19 protein-coding genes are annotated in these 16,401 nt (G+C 70.7%); 12 read left to right on the forward strand and 7 right to left on the reverse strand.

From position 1 onward, the window contains the following. Positions 1–137: 137 nt before the first annotated feature. The 3 genes from ABL310_RS12900 to ABL310_RS12910 all read right to left on the reverse strand — a co-directional run bounded on the left by ABL310_RS12900 (position 138) and on the right by ABL310_RS12910 (position 2,633). Complete coding sequence (locus ABL310_RS12900; RefSeq protein ID WP_349372054.1) at positions 138–830, reverse strand: RlmE family RNA methyltransferase; 693 nt, start codon at positions 828–830, stop codon at positions 138–140. A 50-nt stretch (positions 831–880) separates the two neighbouring features. Beyond that, complete coding sequence (locus tag ABL310_RS12905) at positions 881–2,020, reverse strand: Ppx/GppA phosphatase family protein (protein ID WP_349367419.1); 1,140 nt, start codon at positions 2,018–2,020, stop codon at positions 881–883. A 130-nt stretch (positions 2,021–2,150) separates the two neighbouring features. Further along, positions 2,151–2,633: a response regulator gene (locus ABL310_RS12910; protein WP_349367420.1), complete on the reverse strand. Its 483-nt coding sequence runs from the start codon at positions 2,631–2,633 to the stop codon at positions 2,151–2,153. Between the two features lie 132 nt (positions 2,634–2,765). Here ABL310_RS12910 and ABL310_RS12915 point away from each other — a divergent pair, with 132 nt between their 5' ends. Then, positions 2,766–3,077, forward strand: a complete 312-nt coding sequence (locus ABL310_RS12915) for a cytochrome c (RefSeq protein WP_349367421.1) — start codon at positions 2,766–2,768, stop codon at positions 3,075–3,077. 4 nt (positions 3,078–3,081) lie between these two features. Here the strand turns inward: ABL310_RS12915 and ABL310_RS12920 are convergent, their stop codons facing one another. Continuing rightward, positions 3,082–3,300 (reverse strand): hypothetical protein, encoded by a 219-nt coding sequence (locus tag ABL310_RS12920; RefSeq protein WP_349367422.1) that lies wholly within the window; start codon positions 3,298–3,300, stop codon positions 3,082–3,084. Positions 3,301–3,534: 234 nt separating this feature from the next. Between ABL310_RS12920 and ABL310_RS12925 the strand changes: the two genes are divergently transcribed. Beyond that, positions 3,535–4,527, forward strand: coding sequence for a lipid kinase (locus ABL310_RS12925; RefSeq protein WP_349367423.1), 993 nt, complete (start codon positions 3,535–3,537; stop codon positions 4,525–4,527). A 5-nt stretch (positions 4,528–4,532) separates the two neighbouring features. Here the strand turns inward: ABL310_RS12925 and ABL310_RS12930 are convergent, their stop codons facing one another. Together ABL310_RS12930 and ABL310_RS12935 are read right to left on the reverse strand one after the other, a co-directional pair. Beyond that, a complete protein-coding gene (locus tag ABL310_RS12930; RefSeq protein ID WP_349367424.1) occupies positions 4,533–5,753 on the reverse strand; it encodes an LL-diaminopimelate aminotransferase in 1,221 nt (406 codons plus the stop codon). Between the two features lie 119 nt (positions 5,754–5,872). Further along, on the reverse strand, positions 5,873–6,271 hold the full coding sequence (locus ABL310_RS12935) for a hypothetical protein (RefSeq protein ID WP_349367425.1): 399 nt from the start codon (positions 6,269–6,271) through the stop codon (positions 5,873–5,875). Positions 6,272–6,470: 199 nt separating this feature from the next. Here ABL310_RS12935 and ABL310_RS12940 point away from each other — a divergent pair, with 199 nt between their 5' ends. The 9 genes from ABL310_RS12940 to ABL310_RS12980 all read left to right on the forward strand — a co-directional run bounded on the left by ABL310_RS12940 (position 6,471) and on the right by ABL310_RS12980 (position 15,157). Then, positions 6,471–8,237 carry a class I poly(R)-hydroxyalkanoic acid synthase gene (locus ABL310_RS12940; RefSeq protein ID WP_349372055.1) on the forward strand — a complete coding sequence of 589 codons (1,767 nt, stop codon included), beginning with the start codon at positions 6,471–6,473 and terminating at the stop codon, positions 8,235–8,237. Positions 8,238–8,315: 78 nt separating this feature from the next. After that, positions 8,316–8,753 (forward strand): YqaA family protein, encoded by a 438-nt coding sequence (locus tag ABL310_RS12945; RefSeq protein ID WP_349367426.1) that lies wholly within the window; start codon positions 8,316–8,318, stop codon positions 8,751–8,753. Between the two features lie 89 nt (positions 8,754–8,842). Further along, the gene (locus ABL310_RS12950) at positions 8,843–9,541 is read left to right on the forward strand and encodes a fumarylacetoacetate hydrolase family protein (protein WP_349367427.1); all 699 of its coding nucleotides are present in this window, start codon (positions 8,843–8,845) and stop codon (positions 9,539–9,541) included. Between the two features lie 258 nt (positions 9,542–9,799). Next, positions 9,800–10,843, forward strand: a complete 1,044-nt coding sequence (gene speB / locus ABL310_RS12955; protein WP_349367428.1) for an agmatinase — start codon at positions 9,800–9,802, stop codon at positions 10,841–10,843. A gap of 98 nt (positions 10,844–10,941) precedes the next feature. Continuing rightward, complete coding sequence (locus tag ABL310_RS12960) at positions 10,942–11,787, forward strand: lysine/arginine/ornithine ABC transporter substrate-binding protein (protein WP_349367429.1); 846 nt, start codon at positions 10,942–10,944, stop codon at positions 11,785–11,787. 216 nt (positions 11,788–12,003) lie between these two features. After that, complete coding sequence (locus ABL310_RS12965; protein ID WP_349367430.1) at positions 12,004–12,861, forward strand: transporter substrate-binding domain-containing protein; 858 nt, start codon at positions 12,004–12,006, stop codon at positions 12,859–12,861. Between the two features lie 52 nt (positions 12,862–12,913). After that, entirely contained in the window at positions 12,914–13,636 is a 723-nt protein-coding gene (locus ABL310_RS12970) for an ABC transporter permease subunit (protein WP_349367431.1), read from the forward strand. Further along, on the forward strand, positions 13,636–14,376 hold the full coding sequence (locus tag ABL310_RS12975) for an ABC transporter permease (RefSeq protein WP_349367432.1): 741 nt from the start codon (positions 13,636–13,638) through the stop codon (positions 14,374–14,376). The genes ABL310_RS12970 and ABL310_RS12975 overlap by 1 nt, the downstream gene beginning before the upstream one ends. A 16-nt stretch (positions 14,377–14,392) precedes the next feature. Continuing rightward, positions 14,393–15,157, forward strand: coding sequence for an ATP-binding cassette domain-containing protein (locus ABL310_RS12980; RefSeq protein WP_349367433.1), 765 nt, complete (start codon positions 14,393–14,395; stop codon positions 15,155–15,157). On the opposite strand, the gene ABL310_RS12985 is transcribed toward ABL310_RS12980, so the two are convergent. Beyond that, entirely contained in the window at positions 15,138–15,437 is a 300-nt protein-coding gene (locus ABL310_RS12985) for a hypothetical protein (RefSeq protein ID WP_349367434.1), read from the reverse strand. The genes ABL310_RS12980 and ABL310_RS12985 overlap by 20 nt on opposite strands. 154 nt (positions 15,438–15,591) lie before the next feature. Here ABL310_RS12985 and ABL310_RS12990 point away from each other — a divergent pair, with 154 nt between their 5' ends. Continuing rightward, positions 15,592–16,359: a D-Ala-D-Ala carboxypeptidase family metallohydrolase gene (locus ABL310_RS12990; protein WP_349367435.1), complete on the forward strand. Its 768-nt coding sequence runs from the start codon at positions 15,592–15,594 to the stop codon at positions 16,357–16,359. The last annotated feature ends 42 nt before the right edge of the window (positions 16,360–16,401 follow it).

Consider the following 16,401-nt stretch of genomic DNA (forward strand, 5'->3'; position numbering starts at 1 on the left):
AAGCGCGCGCGTCCCGCGCCCTTGGCGACGGCGGCCCTTTTGCCGACGCCACCGGCAGCGGGACGCGGCGCATGTGCCGCTCGACGAATGTCGGCGGTTCTGGGTCCCGGACTGCCTTCGGCATCCGGGATGACACCTCAATCCGAGATCAGCCCCCCCTCGCCCGCCTCCTCGCTCCGCCCGCGGAAGCCCGTCGCCAGCACGAACAGCTCCGCCGAATCCGCCCGGCTCGCCCCCGGCTTGACGTGGCGGACCTGGGCGAAGTCGCGCTTCAGGTCGGCGAGCAGCGTGTGCTCGGTGCCGCCGCGCAGCACCTTGCACAGGAAGGTCCCGCCCGGCGCCAGCACCTCGCGGGCGAACTCCACGCCGGCCTCGGCGAGGCCCATGATGCGCAGGTGGTCGGTCTTCTTGTGGCCGGTGGCGTTGGCCGCCATGTCGGACATCACCACGTCCGCCTCGCCGCCCAGCAGCGCCTTGAGGCGCTCCGGCGCGTCCTCGGCGAGGAAGTCCAGCTGGATGAAGCTCGCGCCCGGCATCGGCTCGATGGGCAGGATGTCGATGCCGACGATGGTGGCGCGCTCCGAGCGCTCGAGCCCGATCTTGCGCGCCGCGACCTGCGACCAGCCGCCCGGCGCCGCGCCGAGATCGACGATACGCTGGCCGGGCTTCAGGAACTTGTACTTCTCGTCGATCTCGAGGAGCTTGTAGGCGGCCCGCGAGCGCATGCCCTCGGCCTTGGCGCGGACGACGTAGGGGTCGTTCAGCTGGCGCTCGAGCCAGCGCTGCGACGAGGTCGTGCGCCCGCGCGCGGACTTCACGCGAACCTTCATGGCGCGCGTGGCGCCGGGCTTCTTCTTGTCGCTCACGAAACGGTCTCGGCTCAGCGCCGGCGGCGGCGCCAGACGCCGTCCTCGCGCATCAGGTTCATCAGGATGCCCTCGCGCAGGCCGCGATCGGCGATGCGCAGGCGGGGCGAGGGGAAGGCGCGGCGGATCGCCTCCAGGATGGCGCAGCCGGCGAGCACGAGGTCCGCCCGGTCGCGCCCGATGCAGGGATGCGTCGCCCGCTCGGAATAGTTCAGCTCGATCAGCTGGTCGATGACGTGGTCGATCTCGGTGTCCGCCATCCAGAGGCCGTCGACGCGCCGGCGGTCGTAGCGCGGCAGGTCGAGGAAGATGCCGCCCAGCGTCGTCACCGTGCCGGACGTGCCGAGCAGGTGGAAGCCCGGCGCCGTCGAGGCGGCGCTGGCGGCGAGCTGGAAGGGCTGGAGCAGGGTCGAGACCTCCTCCACCATGTCCTCGAAGCTCTCGCGGGTGACCGTGACGCCGCCATGGCGCTCGGCCACGGTGACGACGCCGACGGGCAGCGAATCCCAGGCGCGGATGCGCTTGCACGGATCCGCCATCGGGCTCTTGGCGCGCCCGTCGAGCCAGGCGATCTCGGTCGAGCCGCCGCCGATGTCGAAGATCACCACCGAATGGGCCTGCGGGTCGGCGAGCGCCGCGCAGCCGGTGACTGCGAGATAGGCTTCGGTGCGCCGATCCACGATCTCGAGGTCGAGGCCGATCTCGTCCTGCACCCGCTCGACGAAATGCGTGCCGTTGCGCGCCGCGCGGCAGGCCTCCGTGGCGATCAGCCGCGCCCGACGCACGCCCTTGACCCGCATCTTGTCGCGGCAGACCCGCAGCGCCTCGATCGTGCGCTCGATGGCCAGCGCGTTGAGCTGCTCGCTCGCCGCGAGGCCCTCGCCCAGCCGGACGATTCGCGAGAAGGCGTCCACCACGCGAAAGCCGTGCCGGGAAGGCTCGGCGATGAGCAGGCGGCAATTGTTGGTGCCGAGATCGAGCGCGGCGTAGGCGGCGCCGTCCGAGACCGGGCCGCGACGAGGCCCCGCGCGAACGGCGTGAGCGGGTGGTCCCGAAAGGCCGTGTCCCGTCGCCGGGGCGGCGGCCAGGGCACGCGGCGCGTCATCGGCGACCACGTCCTTGACCTTGGGCAGATCTCCGACGTTGACCAGCAAGGGTCCATCTTCCGTTTGCGGCGTCATCCCGAAGGGTTCGCCAGGCTACTTGTTTCGAATGTAAGCACCCGCCCCCCGCCGTGCCAAGGGCGTATTCGTCACGATCCCGCCAGTGGACGCTGCGGAGGGCTCAGGCCGCCGGCTTCTGCACGAGCTGCTGGGGCGCGGTCCGCGCGACCGGGCGCAGCAGGCTCTTCACCTGGAGATAGGGTCGCGGGCGGTTGATCACCTCGTCGAGCCGCGACCACAGCACCTTCGGCGAGAAGGGCTTGGCGATGATCTCGTTGACGCCGAGCGACACCGCGCGGTCCACGACGTAACGGCGCGGCTTCGACATCATCACGATGATCGGCACGGTGGGCGCAGGCGAGGTCGTCGGCGTGCGGGTGAGGCGGATGAACTCCTCGCCGGAGAGGATGGCGAGGTCCCAGTCGAGGATGACGAGATCCGGCTTCGATTCGGAGAGGACGCCCAGCGCCTCCGCCCCGTCGGGCGCCTCCAGCACGCGCTTGATGCCCACGCGGGTGAGCATGTCGCGCAGGATACGGCGCACGTAGAGGCTCTCGTCGACGACGAGGGCGGCGAGGTCGGGGAAGGTGGGCGTCGCGATCATGCTGCCTGGCGCATCCGGGTTCGCGCGGATTTTGGGGCGACAACCTTTTCCGCTTCGCTAACGTTGAACCCGAACCCGGCCGTGCGTGCGATCTGCAGCTGCCGGGCGGTCGCGCGATTCGAGGAGGCGAGCATGCGTATCCGGACCCTCATCATCACCTTCGCCATGGCGCTCGTCGCGGCCGCCGGCGCGCGAGCCGCTGATCCGGCCGAGGGACAGGCGATCGCCCAGCGCTGGTGCGCGTCGTGCCATCTGGTCTCGCCGGAGCAGGAACGGGCGATGGACGGCGTGCCGAGCTTCCAGGCCATCGCCGCGCGCGGGGACCTGACCGGCGAGACGCTGGAAGCCTTCCTGACCGATCCCCATCCGGTGATGCCGGACATGGCGCTCACCCGCGAGGAGATCGCGGATCTCACGGCCTATATCGACGGCCTGGCCGAGTGAGGGCTCAGCTGCCCGCGGCGTGGGCCCGCTGCCGGGCGACGCGGCGCGCGACGGCGATGCGCAGGCGCGCGGTCTCGAGCGCGAGACGGCGCGCCTTGCTCTCGCCGAGGGCGGCGCGCATCGCTCCCGCGTGGAGGGGCTCCCGGCGCGCCGGGCCGAGCGCGTCCCGCAGGACGCGAAGGTCCTCGGAATTCTCGTGCGAGGCGGGGTCGAAAGCTGGCACGGGGCGCTCCTCGCTGTCCTCGGGACCAGAGTCCATCCGCGCGGGCTTGCGCGGGGCTGATCACGAAATATTACCGCTTCGTTAACGTACCGACCATCCGCCGGTTCCCCGATTCGTATTTGACCGACCCTCGGGGAAGCGCGGCGGCGGATCTCGCGAAGCGGAACCATCGCCGTCTTCGTCGGTTCGCCTCCGGCTGCGGTTCACGGTCGGACGAGGGGGGCGAAGGCGGGCATGAGCGGCGAGCCCGGAGAACGGAACGAGGCGACGCGCCCGGCCGAGGCGCCCCCTCCCCCGCCCGCGCGCGGGGTCGCCAAGCGCGCGCTCCTGATGATCAACGCCAACAGCCGCCGCGCGCCGGACCTGATGGAGAGCGCCGTCGGCCGGCTGCAGGCCTACGAGGATCTGGAGATCGTGCTCGAGGATTGCCGCGACCCGGAGCTTCTCTCCGGCGTCATCGCGGCCTATCGGGACGAGGTGGACATGGTCATCATCGGCGGCGGCGACGGCACCCTCAACGCCGCCGCGCGCGGGCTGATCGAGAGCGGGCTGCCGCTCGGAATCCTGCCGCTCGGCACCGCCAACGACCTCGCCCGCACGCTGGGCATACCGGAGGACCTAGAGGCCGCGGCGGACCTGATCCTGGCCGGGCGCACGCGCCGGATCGATTGCGGCGAGGTGAACGGGCGTCCCTTCTTCAACGTCGCCTCGATCGGGCTTTCGGCCGAGCTCGCCAGAACGCTCACGCGCGAGGTGAAGCGCCGCTTCGGCCGGCTCGGCTACGCCTACGCCGCCGCGCAGGTGATGGCCCGGGCGCGGCCCTTCCGTGCGACGATCGAGAGCGCCGGGGAGAGCGCCCGGGTCAAGACCTTCCAGATCGCGGTGGGCAACGGGCGCTTCTACGGCGGCGGCATCGCGGTGGACGAGGAGGCCGTGATCGACGACGCGCTGCTGCGGCTCTACTCGCTCGAGATGCGCCGCCCGTGGGAGCTGCTGCTCCTCGCGCGCGCCTTCCGCGTGGGACGTCACGGCGTCTTCGACGACGTGCGCACCCGCGCGGCCAAGGCCTTCACCGTGCGCACGCGCCGCCCCCGCTCGGTCGACGCCGACGGCGAGCTGATCACCAAGACGCCGGCGCTCTTCCGCGTGCTGCCCGGCGCCGTGACGGTGTTCGCACCGGAATCGGGCGGCCCGGGCCTGCAGGGAGCGACGGACGCGGCCCGCTGACCCCCTCAGCGCCCGCCTGCGCGCGCCAACGGCACGACGTTGTGGCCCGTCCCGTCGGTCTCGAAGAAGCGGCGGATGTTGCGTGCGGCCTGGCGGATGCGCTGCTCGTTCTCGACGAGGGCGATGCGGACGTAATCGTCGCCGTGCTCGCCGAAGCCGACGCCGGGAGCGACCGCGACCTCGGCCTTCTCGACGAGGAGCTTCGAGAACTCGAGCGAGCCCAGATGGCGATAGCGCTCGGGGATCGGCACCCAGGCGAACATCGAGGCGCTCGGCGCCGGGATCGGCCAGCCGGCCTTGCCGAAGCTCTCGACGAGGGCGTCGCGGCGGCGCCGGTAGATGGCGCGCGTCTCGGCGATGCAGTCCTCCGGGCCGTTCAGCGCCGCCGTCGCGGCGACCTGAACGGGGGTGAAGGCGCCGTAATCGAGATAGGACTTCACCCGGGCGAGCGCCGCGAGGAGCCGCTCGTTGCCCACCGCGAAGCCGATGCGCCAGCCCGCCATCGAGAAGGTCTTCGACACCGAGGTGAACTCGACCGCGACGTCGACCGCGCCTGGGACCTGAAGGATCGAGGGCGGCGGGTTGCCGTCGAAATAGATCTCGGCATAGGCGAGATCCGAGAGCACGATCAGCTCGTGCTTCTTGGCGAAGGCGATCACGTCGGCGTAGAAATCGAGGTCGGCGGTATACCCGGTCGGATTGGACGGATAGCAGACCACCAGCGCGATGGGCTTGGGGATCGAATGGATCACCGCACGCTCCAGCGCCTGGAAGAAGCCCGGGCCGGTCTCGGCGGGCACCGAGCGGATGGTTCCGCCGGCCATCAGGAAGCCGAAGGCGTGCAGCGGGTAGCTCGGGTTCGGCACCAGCACCACGTCGCCCGGCGCCGTGATCGCCTGCGCCATGTTGGCGAAGCCTTCCTTGGAGCCGAGCGTCACCACGACCTGCTTGTCCGGGTCGAGCTTGACGCCGAAGCGGCGGCCGTAATAGCCGGCCTGGGCGCGGCGCAGGCCGGCGATGCCCTTGGAGGCGGAATAGCGGTCGGTGCGCGGCTTGCCCGCGGTCTCGGCGAGCTTGGCGACGATGTGCGCCGGGGCCGGCAGGTCCGGGTTGCCCATGCCGAGATCGATGATGTCCGTGCCCTCGGCGCGCGCGGCGGCCTTGATCCGGTTCACGTGCTCGAAGACGTAGGTCGGCAGGCGCTTGATGCGGTGGAAGTCGGTCATGGCGTTCGTCCAAGGGGGCCGGCGTCCGAGGGGACGGATCTGGGTGCGTGTAGCACGGGCGAGTTCACGGGGCATTAAGCAAAGAGTTGCGGGCGACGCCGCGTCGCGCCCGCGGGCGCTCAGCGCGGCAGCGGCGGCGGCGCGACCTCGCCCTCGATCGGAACGGGCGGGGGCACGGTCACGGGCTCGGGCGCAGGCCCGATGGCGAGGCGGCGCAGGCGCGCGGCCCTCGCCTCGGCGTCGTCCCGCGTCGCGACGAGCTCGGCCTCGAGAGCGGCGATCTCCTCGGGCGTCTTGGCCGGCGTCTCGCGCTCGGGCAGGCGCGCGACCGGGACGTAGCCCGTCGGCGCCGCGGCCCTGCTCTGCTCGACGAAATCCGGCGCCGGCGTCGGCGTCGCCCCCGCGCCGGTCGCGACGAAGACGTCGCGCACGGGGTTCAGATCCCCGGCGCAGCCCGCCGTCACGAGCGCGAGAGCGGCGGCGATGGCCGTCACAAAACTGCGCGAGTTCGCTGTCATGTCGTCTCCGCGTGGCGCGCGCCCCGCATCGGGCGTCTTCCGGTCTAGCGGACATCATATCGCGCCGCGTAAAGTGTCGAAAGGACGGCGATGGTCGGCAGGCCTGCGGCGCCGTCCGGAAGGGGGAGCGTTCGTGAGCGACAACAGAAGGTCCGAGGGACCGCGCACCACGCCGACCGACCAGCCCAGGCCCGACGCCATGCCCGATTTCGAGGCCATGTCGCGCAACATGGCTCGGTTCGTGGAAGAGTACGGCAAGGCCACCGCCGCCTACCTCAAGCCCATCGAGGAGCGGCGGGCGAAGACCGGCATGGCCGACGAGATGTCGGACATGGTGAAGACGCTCGTCCACGTCACCGAGCGCTGGCTGATCGACCCGCAGCGCGCCATCGAGGCGCAGGCGCGGCTCGGCCGCTCGTTCTTCGACGTCTGGTCGAGCTCGCTGCGCCGGATGCACGGCGAGAACGTCCCGCCCGCCGCGGCGCCGGAACCGAAGGATTCCCGCTTCGCCGACCCGGAGTGGAACGAGAACGCCTATTTCGACTTCCTCAAGCAGGCCTATCTCGCCACCTCGCGCTGGGCGGAGAGCATGGTGGAGGAGGCGGAAGGCATCGACGACGCCACCCGTCAGAAGGCGCGCTTCTACGTGCGCCAGATGTCGAGCGCGCTGGCGCCTTCCAATTTCCTCACCACCAACCCCGAGCTGATCCGCGAGACGCTGCGCGAATCGGGCGCGAACCTCGTGCGCGGCATGCAGATGCTGGCGGAGGACATCGAGGCCGGCGGCGGCGAGCTGAAGATCCGCCAGTCCGACCCGGCGCGCTTCAAGGTGGGCGTGAACCTCGCGACCACGCCGGGCAAGGTGATCTTCCGCAACGACCTGATCGAGCTGTTGCAGTACACGCCCACGACCGAGACGGTGCTGAAGCGCCCGCTGCTGATCGTGCCGCCGTGGATCAACAAGTACTACATTCTCGATCTCAACGAGAACAAGAGCTTCATTCGCTGGGCCGTCGGCCAGGGCCTGACGGTGTTCTGCATCTCCTGGGTGAACCCCGACGCGCGGCTCGCCGAGAAGAGCTTCGAGCACTACATGCGCGAGGGCGTCTTCGCCGCGCTCGAGGCCATCGAGCAGGCCACCGGCGAGAAGAAGGTCTCGGCGGTGGGCTATTGCGTCGGCGGGACGCTGCTCTCGACCACGCTCGGCTACATGGCCGCCACGAAGGACGACCGGATCGACAGCGCGACGCTGTTCACGACCCAGGTCGACTTCACCCATGCCGGCGACCTGAAGGTCTTCGCCGACGAGGTGGGCATCAAGGCCATCGAGGAGACGATGAAGCAGCGCGGCTACCTCGAGGGCTCGCGCATGGCGTCCGCCTTCAACATGCTGCGCCCCAACGACCTGATCTGGCCCTACATCGTCAACGTCTACCTCAAGGGCCAGGCGCCCTTCCCCTTCGACCTCCTGTACTGGAACTCGGATTCGACGCGCATGCCCGCGGCGAACCATTCCTTCTACCTGCGCAACTGCTACCTCGAGAACAATCTCAGCCAGGGCAAGGTCACGCTCGGCGGCAAGAAGATCGACCTGAAGAAGGTGAAGATCCCGATCTTCAATCTCGCCACCCGCGAGGACCACATCGCCCCGGCCAAGTCCGTCTTCCTCGGCTCCTCCGCCTTCGGCGGGCCGGTCGACTACGTGATGGCGGGCTCCGGCCACATCGCCGGCGTCGTCAACCCGCCCTCGAAGCCGAAATACCAGTACTGGACCGGCCCGAAGCCGGAGGGCGAGCTCGAGGACTGGATCGCGGAGGCGACGGAGCATCCCGGCACCTGGTGGCCCTACTGGTTCTCCTGGATCGAGAAGCAGGCCCCCGAGCGCGTGCCGGCGCGCACGCCCGGCGACGGCGAGCTCGAGCCGCTCGGCGACGCGCCGGGGACCTACGTGCTGGAGAAGAGCTGAGGGGCGGGCGGGCGTCGGCTTGCCATCCGCCAGCCGACGGGCCATGTGAGGCGCGTCCCGCCCGTCCCGGAGCCCGCCTTGAGCGACCTCGCCACGCTCGCCGCCCTCGCCGTGTCCGCCTTCACCTCCGCGACGCTGCTGCCCGGCACGTCGGAGGCCGCGCTCGTCGCGCTTCTCGCGCTGGACGAGGCGGTGCTGTGGTCGGCGATCGCGGTCGCCACCGTGGCGAACGTCGTGGGCTCGACGGTGAACTGGGGCGTCGGCCGCTTCCTCCAGCGCTTCCGCGAGCACCCGCGCTTCCCCGTCTCGCCCGCGCGCTGGATGAAGACCGAGGCCGCCTACCGGCGCTGGGGCGTCTTCTCGCTGCTGCTGTCGTGGACGCCCATCGTCGGCGACCCGCTCACCGTGGTGGCGGGCGCGATGCGCACGCCGATCCTGGTCTTCCTGCCGCTGGTCACGCTCGCCAAGGGCGCGCGCTACCTCGTCGTGGGCGGGATCGCGGCGGGGGTGTTCTGAGGGCGGCGCGCGCTTGCGCGCCGATGCGCATGGCGCGGGCTCGCCGGCTGGGCTAAACCCGGCACCATCCGCATGCGAGAGGCGCCCCGATGACCTTCGTCTTCCCCGCCCCCGAGACCCCCGCGATCCCCGTGGCGGGGACGAGCGCGCTCTTCCCGGTGCGCCGGGTCTATTGCGTCGGGCGCAACTACGCGGCCCATGCCCGCGAGATGGGCGGGGACCCGACGCGCGAGCCGCCCTTCTTCTTCATGAAGCCGGCGGACGCGCTCCAGCCGGTGCCGGCGGACGCGCTCGCCGAGCATCCCTACCCGCCGATGACGGGGAACTACCATTTCGAGATCGAGCTCGTCGCCGCCCTCTCCCGCGGCGGGCGGGACGTCGCGGTGGAAGACGCGCTCGACCTCGTCTTCGGCTACGCGGTGGGCATCGACATGACCCGGCGCGACCTCCAGGACGAGGCGAAGGCCCTGCGCCGGCCCTGGGCGCTCGCCAAGGGCGCGGACCTCTCAGGCCCCGTCGGCCCGCTCCACCCCGCGAGCCAGGTCGGGCATCTCGCGTCGGGCGAGATCGTGCTGGAGGTCGACGGCGCCGTGCGCCAGAAAGCGGACCTCGCCGACATGATCTGGTCGGTGGCCGAGCAGGTCTCCCATCTCTCGCGCTACAACGAGCTCTTCCCCGGCGACGTGATCTTCACCGGCACGCCGGACGGCGTCGGGGCCGTGCAGCGCGGCGAGACCATGCGCGCGCGCATCGCGGGGCTGGGCGCGATCGCGCTGACGGTGGTGTGAGACGTCACTCCCGGCCGGAGGTCGCGTAGCGACCGGAGGGGAAGGGAACCCAGCACGACTCTTCGCGACGAAGCCGCGGCATCGAGCGGCGACCAGCCGCCTCGTCGGCGGCCGAAGGAGCGCCTGCGGCGCACATTCCTGCGCTGGGTCCCCTTCCCCTGCGCCGGCTTCGCCGGCTCCGGCCGGGGATGACACGGGTGTCGCTTCCCCCCGCCCCGGCGCCGTGCTTCGATGCCGAAAACGCATCGGAGCCCGCCCATGAACCCCGACAAGCTCGCCGCCCTGCGCGCCCGCTACGCGACCGCCAAGGGCGGGGACATCTTCGACCCCGCCTTCAAGGCCATCGCCGACACGCAGTTCCGGGACGGCGAGACGCGCCGCTGGCCCTTCGCCGGCGTGCCGACCCTGCTCGACGCGCCCTACCGGCCCGACGCCGCCGAGACCGGCTTCGCCGATCTCGACGTGGCCCTCGTCGGCGTGCCGATGGATCTCGGCGTGACGAACCGCACGGGCACGCGCTTCGGCCCGCGGGCCGTGCGCGCCATCGAGCGGATCGGGCCCTACGAGCACGTCCTGAAGGCGCTGCCCACCTACGAGCTGCGGGTCGCGGACATCGGCGACGTGCCCTTCCAGAGCCGCTTCTCGCTCGAGCGCTGCCACGCCGACATCGAGGCCTTCTACCGCCGCATCGTCGCGGCCGGCGTGCGCCCGCTGTCGGTGGGCGGCGACCATTCCGTCTCGCTGCCGATCCTGAAGGCGGTCGGCGCCGAGCGGCCGGTGGGCATGATCCACATCGACGCCCACGCCGACACGTCCGGCGAGTACGAGGGCGCGAAGTTCCACCATGGCGGCCCGTTCCGGCAGGCGGTTCTCGACGGCGTGCTCGACCCCGAGCGCACGATCCAGATCGGCATCCGCGGCTCGGCCGACTGGCTCTGGGAGTTCTCCACCGAGAGCGGCATGACGATGATCCACGCCGAGGAGGTGGACGCGCTCGGCATCCCGGCCATCGTCGAGAAGGCGCGCGCGATCGTCGGCGAGGGGCCGACCTATCTCTCCTTCGACATCGATTCGATCGACCCCGCCTTCGCGCCGGGCACCGGCACGCCGGAGGTCGGCGGGCTCACGCCGCGCGAGGTGCTCGCGCTGATGCGGGGGTGCGCGGGCCTCGACATCGTCGGCGGGGACGTGGTCGAGGTCGCGCCGCAATACGACGCCACCACCAACACCGCGCACGTCGCCGGGCAGATGCTGCTCGAAATTCTGGCCCTGATGAGCCGCGCGCCCTCCCTGCGCCGTTGACCCGGCGCGCGTGAGCGGCTTCATTTGCGCCCTGAGCGGGCCGAGGGGCCCGCGGCGCCCCGCCCGGGGCGCCCGCATAAGAAACCAAGGATGTGCAAATGACCATTTCGAAGACGATCGGCCTCGCCGTCGCGGCCTCGCTCCTCGCGCTCGGCGCGGCGTCGGCCCAGGAGAAGGTCACCATCGCCACCGAGGGCGCCTACGCCCCGTGGAACTTCTCGAATCCGGACGGCACGCTCGACGGCTTCGAGATCGAGCTCGCCCGCGACCTGTGCGAGCGCATGGAAGCCGATTGCGAGATCATCGCGCAGGACTGGAACGGCATCATTCCCGGCCTCACCGCCGGGCGCTACGACGCCATCATGGCCGGCATGTCGATCACCGAGGAGCGCGAGCAGGTGATCTCCTTCTCGGACGCCTACACGCTCTCGGCCAACGGCCTCCTCGTCCCGAACGCGTCCGACCTCGTCGACATTCCGCTCACGGGCGAGAAGTTCAACATGAACACCAACGAGGCGGCCGCCATGGACGCGCTCGAGCAGATCAAGCCGGCCCTCGAGGGCAAGACGATCGGCGTCCAGGGCTCGACCACCCACGCCAACTTCGCCCGCGAGTACTTCGCCGACATCGCCGAGATCCGCGAGTACGGCACCACCGAGCAGCACGATCTCGACCTGCAGGCCGGCCGCATCGACGCGGTGCTGGCCGACGCGCCGACGCTCGAGGCGACGATGCAGAAGCCCGAGTTCCAGGGCGAGTTCCAGATCGTCGGCCCGGGCTTCACCGGCGGCCTGCTCGGCCGCGGCGTCGGCGTCGGCATCCGCCAGGACGACGAGGAGCTGCGCGCCAAGTTCAACGAGGCGATCGCCGCGGCGGCCGCCGACGGCACCATCAAGGAGCTCTCGGAGAAGTGGTTCGGCGTCGACCTGACCCCGGCCATGTGAGCCGGCGGAAGCCGCCGAGCGAACGCGTGGCGGGGCCGCCGGTCCCGCCACTTTCGGTCTTAAAGCCTGGTCTTTGGGCATTCCGCTGCGCGAAGCGCGCAAAAGAAATGCTTGCCAGCCTCCGAGGCCTGCCTGTTAGTTAAGCAGCAACGGACGCACCAAGCGTTCGCATCGACGATCCGCGGGAAGCGGATCCCTCCAGAGGGGAACGAACACATGTCGAGGTTGAAGGCCCTGAGCCTCGGGCTCGTCGGCGCCGCCCTGGCGCTCGGTCTCGCGAGCGCCCCCGCGGCGGCGCAGTGGGACAAGGTCCGCATCGCGACCGAGGGCGCCTACGCGCCCTGGAACTTCTCGAATCCCGACGGCACCCTCGCCGGCTTCGAGATCGATCTCGCCAACGAGCTGTGCGCGCGCATGGAGGTCGAGTGCGAGATCGTGGTGCAGGACTGGGCCGGCATCATCCCGGCGCTCCAGGCCGGAAAGTACGACGCCATCATGGCCGGCATGAACATCACCGACCAGCGGCTCGAGGTGATCGACTTCTCGCGCTCCTACGCCGGCACGCCCCACGGCTTCGGCGCCATGGCGGATTCGCCGCTCGTCGAGCTGGAGACGAGCGAGGAGCCGCTCTCCCTCGACACCGATCCCGAGAAGGTCGCGGCCCTCGTCGAGGCCTGGACGCCGATCCTGGAGGGCAAGGTCATCGGCGTGCAGGGCTCGACCACGAACTCCAACTTCCTGCAGCAATATCTCGGCGACGTCATCGAGATCCGCGAGTACGGCACCACCGAGCAGCACGATCTCGACCTCACGGCGGGCCGGCTCGACGGCGTCTTCGCCGCGCATTCGGCGCTCACCGCGACGATGCAGAAGCCCGAATTCACCGAGATGAAGATCGTCGGCACGGGCCTCTCCGGCGGCGTGCTCGGCCGCGGCGTCGCGGTCGGCTTGCGCAAGGAGAACACCGACCTGCGCGACATGTTCTCCGAGGCGATCCAGGAGGCGCTGGACGACGGCACCGTCTCGGAGCTCGCGGTGAAGTGGTTCGGCGTCGACGTGACGCCGGCGAGCTGACGCACAACGGACGTCCCGGCGCCCGCGCGGCGCCGGGACGCGACGGGACGCCATGACGCCGATCGGCTTTTTCGAGATCATCGGGTTCGGCGAGCGCGGCTGGGGGGCCGCGCTCCTCCTCGCGGCGGGCGTGACGCTCGCGGTCGCGATCTGCGGCTTCCTCGTCGGCTCCGTGCTCGGCGCCACCGCTGCGGCCGCCAAGCTCTCCGGCTCGCGCATCGCGGCGGCGGTGGGTGATTTCTACACCACCGTGCTGCGCGGCATCCCGGACCTGCTCGTCATCTACCTGTTCTATTTCGGCGGATCGCTGGCGCTCACCAATATCGGCCGGATGCTCGGCTACGACGGCTTCCTCGGGCTGCCCGTCTTCATCACCGGCGCGCTGGCGATCGGCGTCGTCAACGGCGCCTATCAGGCCGAGGTCTTCCGCGGCGCCTATCTCTCGCTCTCCAAGGGCGAGCTCGAGGCGGCGCGCTCGGTGGGCATGAGCCGGTGGCTGATGTTCCGCCGCATCGTGATCCCGCAGGTGATGCGCTACGCCATTCCGGGGCTCGGCAACGTCTGGCAGCTGGCCTTGAAGGAATCGGCGCTCATCTCCGTCATCGGCCTCGTCGAGCTGCTGCGCCAGGCGCAGATCGGCGCGGGCTCCACCCGCCAGCCGTTCTACTTCTTCCTGGCTGCGGCGATCCTCTATCTCGCGCTCACCACGATCTCCACCTACGCCTTCCAGAAGGCGGAGGACCGGGCGATGCGCGGCGTCCGGAGGGCGAGCTGATGGATCTCGCCTTCCTGTGGAAGACGTTCCTCACCCTGATCGAGGGCGTGCCGCTGCTGCTCGAGCTCGCCGGCCTGTCCCTCGCGGCGGGCGCGGTCTTCGCGCTCCTGCTCGCGACGATGCGGCTCTCAGGCGTCGCCGTCCTCGACTGGACGGCGCAGGCCTACATCTTCGTCTTCCGCGGCACGCCGCTCCTGGTGCAGATCTTCCTGATCTATTACGGGCTCGGGCAGTTCCGCCCCGCCCTCCAGGACATCGGCATCTGGTGGTTCTTCCGCGAGCCGTTCTACTGCGCCGTCTTCGCGCTCACCCTCAACACCGCCGCCTATTCCGCCGAGATCATCCGCGGCGGGCTCCTCTCCGTGCCCCACGGGCAGATCGAGGCGGCCAAGGCCTGCGGCATGTCGCGGGCCATGCGCTTCCGGCGCATCACCCTGCCGATCGCCATCCGCCAGGCGCTGCCCGCCTACGGCAACGAGATCATCCTGATGGTGAAGGCGACCTCGCTCGCTTCCGTCATCACCCTGATGGAGGTGACCGGCCTCGCCCACCGCACCATCGCCCAGACCTTCCGGGCCGTGGAGGTGTTCGTGGTGGCCGGCGCGATCTACCTGTTCATCAACTTCGTCGTCACCCGGGCCATCCTCTATCTCGAATGGCGGCTCTCCCCGCATCTGCGGCGCCCGCCGGAGGCCGAGCCGGTGATGAAGCCCGCCCCGGCCCATGCGCGGGGCGCCTGACATGAGCGAGCGCGAGATGACAGACGTCGCCGTAACCGTCCGCGACCTGCGCAAGAGCTTCGGCGCGCTCGAGGTCCTGAAGGGCGTCTCCCTCGCCGCGCGCGAGGGCGACGTGATCTCGATCCTCGGCGCCTCCGGGTCCGGCAAGTCGACCATGCTGCGCTGCATCAACATGCTGGAAGTGCCCGACAGCGGCGAGATCACCATCGGCGGCGAGACGATCGGGCTGAAGAAGACGCGCCGCGGCATGCAGCCGGCGGACGCCCGCCAGGTCGACCGCATCCGCTCCGAGGTCGCCATGGTGTTCCAGAGCTTCAACCTCTGGTCCCATATGACCATCCTCGAGAACGTGGTCGAGGCGCCGATCCACGTGCAGAAGCGCCCCAGGCAGGAGGCGCTCGACGAGGGCATGGCGCTGCTCGAGAAGGTCGGCATCGCCGACAAGGCGAAGCACTATCCCTCCCACCTCTCCGGCGGCCAGCAGCAGCGCGCGGCCATCGCCCGCGCGCTCGCCATGCGCCCCCGCGTGATGCTGTTCGACGAGCCGACCTCCGCGCTCGACCCCGAGCTCGTCGGCGAGGTGCTTCGCGTCATGCGCGCGCTCGCCGAGGAGGGCCGCACCATGCTCGTCGTCACCCACGAGATGGGCTTCGCCAAGGACGTCTCGAACCGGGTGGTGTTCCTGCACCAGGGGGTGGTCGAGGAGGAGGGCCCGCCCTCCGAGGTGTTCGGCGCGCCGAAATCGGACCGCTTCCGGCAGTTCATCTCGTCCCATCGGTGAAGCGGGAGCGGTCGCGCTTCGCCTTGGCCACCAGCGCCGCGACCCCGAGGATCGCCGCCGAGACGAGCAGCCACAGGGCGCCCACCGCGAGCAGCCCGAGGTCGCGCAGGGTCTCGAAGAACCAGGCGATCCAGGCGACCTGGTCGGGGTCGCGCGCCGCGAGATCGGCGCGCTCGACGGCGAAGGTTCCGAACAGGTCGATCACGCCGTAGCCCACGAGGGCCGCGAGCGACCAGACCGCGACGAGTATCCAGGCGACGATCCAAACGCCCCGCGCCATCGAATTGCCTCCATCGGCTGGTGAAACCCGCACGCTCCGTCAACGGCGAACGGGGCCACAGCGATCCGCGCCGCGTGCGCGCAAACGCGAAGACGGCCGCCGCAGGCCGCAAGGATTTCCGGGGGCGCCCCGTTTCGAAGGACGCCGTTTCGACATGCGTATCGCGTTCCACGTCCGCGCGCCCCTCGCGCGCGCGACCACCCGCCCGGCCGCACACCTCCTGGCCGCACTCCTCCTCACCGCTCTCCCGATGGCGCTCGCGGACCCGTCTCGCGCGGAGGGCCTCTCGCACGTCTACGCCACGATCAAGCCGCCGGAGGTCTCGACCGAGACGCCCGAGAGCGGCGACGCCGAAGGCGCGGACCAGCAGGCCCGGTCCGATGCCGAGCGCTATGACGAGACCGAGGCGGTCGCCTCGGCGACCCCGCCGCCCCTGCCCGCCGGAGACGGCGGCCTCGCCAACGTCTACGCCACGCTCAAGCCCGCCGAACGGCTGGAGGAGGATCTCGATGAGGACGCCGCCGCGGCGCAGGCCCGCCGCGAGATCGACGTCGACACGACCGGCGCGCTGCCTCGCACGCTCGGGGGCTTCGCGGCCAAGGTCGATGCGGGCGCGATCTGGGTGCGCGAGAGCGCGCCGACCCGCTGCCTGCCGGGGGACCTCACGCAGGTGGTCGCCCAGGTGGCCGAGCGCTTCGGCGCGGTGCGCATCATGTCGACCCACCGCAGCGCCTCGCGCAATCGCCGCGCCGGCGGCGCCCCGCGCTCGATGCATCTCTCCTGCCGGGCGATCGACTTCCGCGTCGCCGCCCGCGGCCGCCAGGTCCTCGCCTTCCTGCGCGATCACCCGGCGGTGGGCGGCCTCAAGCTCTACCGCTCGGGCCTGATCCACATCGACGACGGAGAGCGGCGCAGCTGGTGAGGCGTCCCTCCCCTTCGCCGCCGCGTGCGCTACACTCCTCGT

It is taken from the genome of Salinarimonas sp. (assembly GCF_040111675.1).
Lineage (GTDB): Bacteria > Pseudomonadota > Alphaproteobacteria > Rhizobiales > Beijerinckiaceae > Salinarimonas.

Coding starts and splice junctions, on each gene's coding strand:
- ABL310_RS12900 (WP_349372054.1), bottom strand. CDS start 830: ATGAAGGTTCGCGTGAAGTCCGCGCGCGGGCGCACGACCTCGTCGCAG.
- ABL310_RS12910 (WP_349367420.1), bottom strand. CDS start 2,633: ATGATCGCGACGCCCACCTTCCCCGACCTCGCCGCCCTCGTCGTCGAC.
- ABL310_RS12915 (WP_349367421.1), top strand. CDS start 2,766: ATGCGTATCCGGACCCTCATCATCACCTTCGCCATGGCGCTCGTCGCG.
- ABL310_RS12925 (WP_349367423.1), top strand. CDS start 3,535: ATGAGCGGCGAGCCCGGAGAACGGAACGAGGCGACGCGCCCGGCCGAG.
- ABL310_RS12930 (WP_349367424.1), bottom strand. CDS start 5,753: ATGACCGACTTCCACCGCATCAAGCGCCTGCCGACCTACGTCTTCGAG.
- ABL310_RS12935 (WP_349367425.1), bottom strand. CDS start 6,271: ATGACAGCGAACTCGCGCAGTTTTGTGACGGCCATCGCCGCCGCTCTC.
- ABL310_RS12940 (WP_349372055.1), top strand. CDS start 6,471: ATGCCCGATTTCGAGGCCATGTCGCGCAACATGGCTCGGTTCGTGGAA.
- ABL310_RS12950 (WP_349367427.1), top strand. CDS start 8,843: ATGACCTTCGTCTTCCCCGCCCCCGAGACCCCCGCGATCCCCGTGGCG.
- speB (WP_349367428.1), top strand. CDS start 9,800: ATGAACCCCGACAAGCTCGCCGCCCTGCGCGCCCGCTACGCGACCGCC.
- ABL310_RS12960 (WP_349367429.1), top strand. CDS start 10,942: ATGACCATTTCGAAGACGATCGGCCTCGCCGTCGCGGCCTCGCTCCTC.
- ABL310_RS12965 (WP_349367430.1), top strand. CDS start 12,004: ATGTCGAGGTTGAAGGCCCTGAGCCTCGGGCTCGTCGGCGCCGCCCTG.
- ABL310_RS12970 (WP_349367431.1), top strand. CDS start 12,914: ATGACGCCGATCGGCTTTTTCGAGATCATCGGGTTCGGCGAGCGCGGC.
- ABL310_RS12975 (WP_349367432.1), top strand. CDS start 13,636: ATGGATCTCGCCTTCCTGTGGAAGACGTTCCTCACCCTGATCGAGGGC.
- ABL310_RS12980 (WP_349367433.1), top strand. CDS start 14,393: ATGACAGACGTCGCCGTAACCGTCCGCGACCTGCGCAAGAGCTTCGGC.
- ABL310_RS12985 (WP_349367434.1), bottom strand. CDS start 15,437: ATGGCGCGGGGCGTTTGGATCGTCGCCTGGATACTCGTCGCGGTCTGG.
- ABL310_RS12990 (WP_349367435.1), top strand. CDS start 15,592: ATGCGTATCGCGTTCCACGTCCGCGCGCCCCTCGCGCGCGCGACCACC.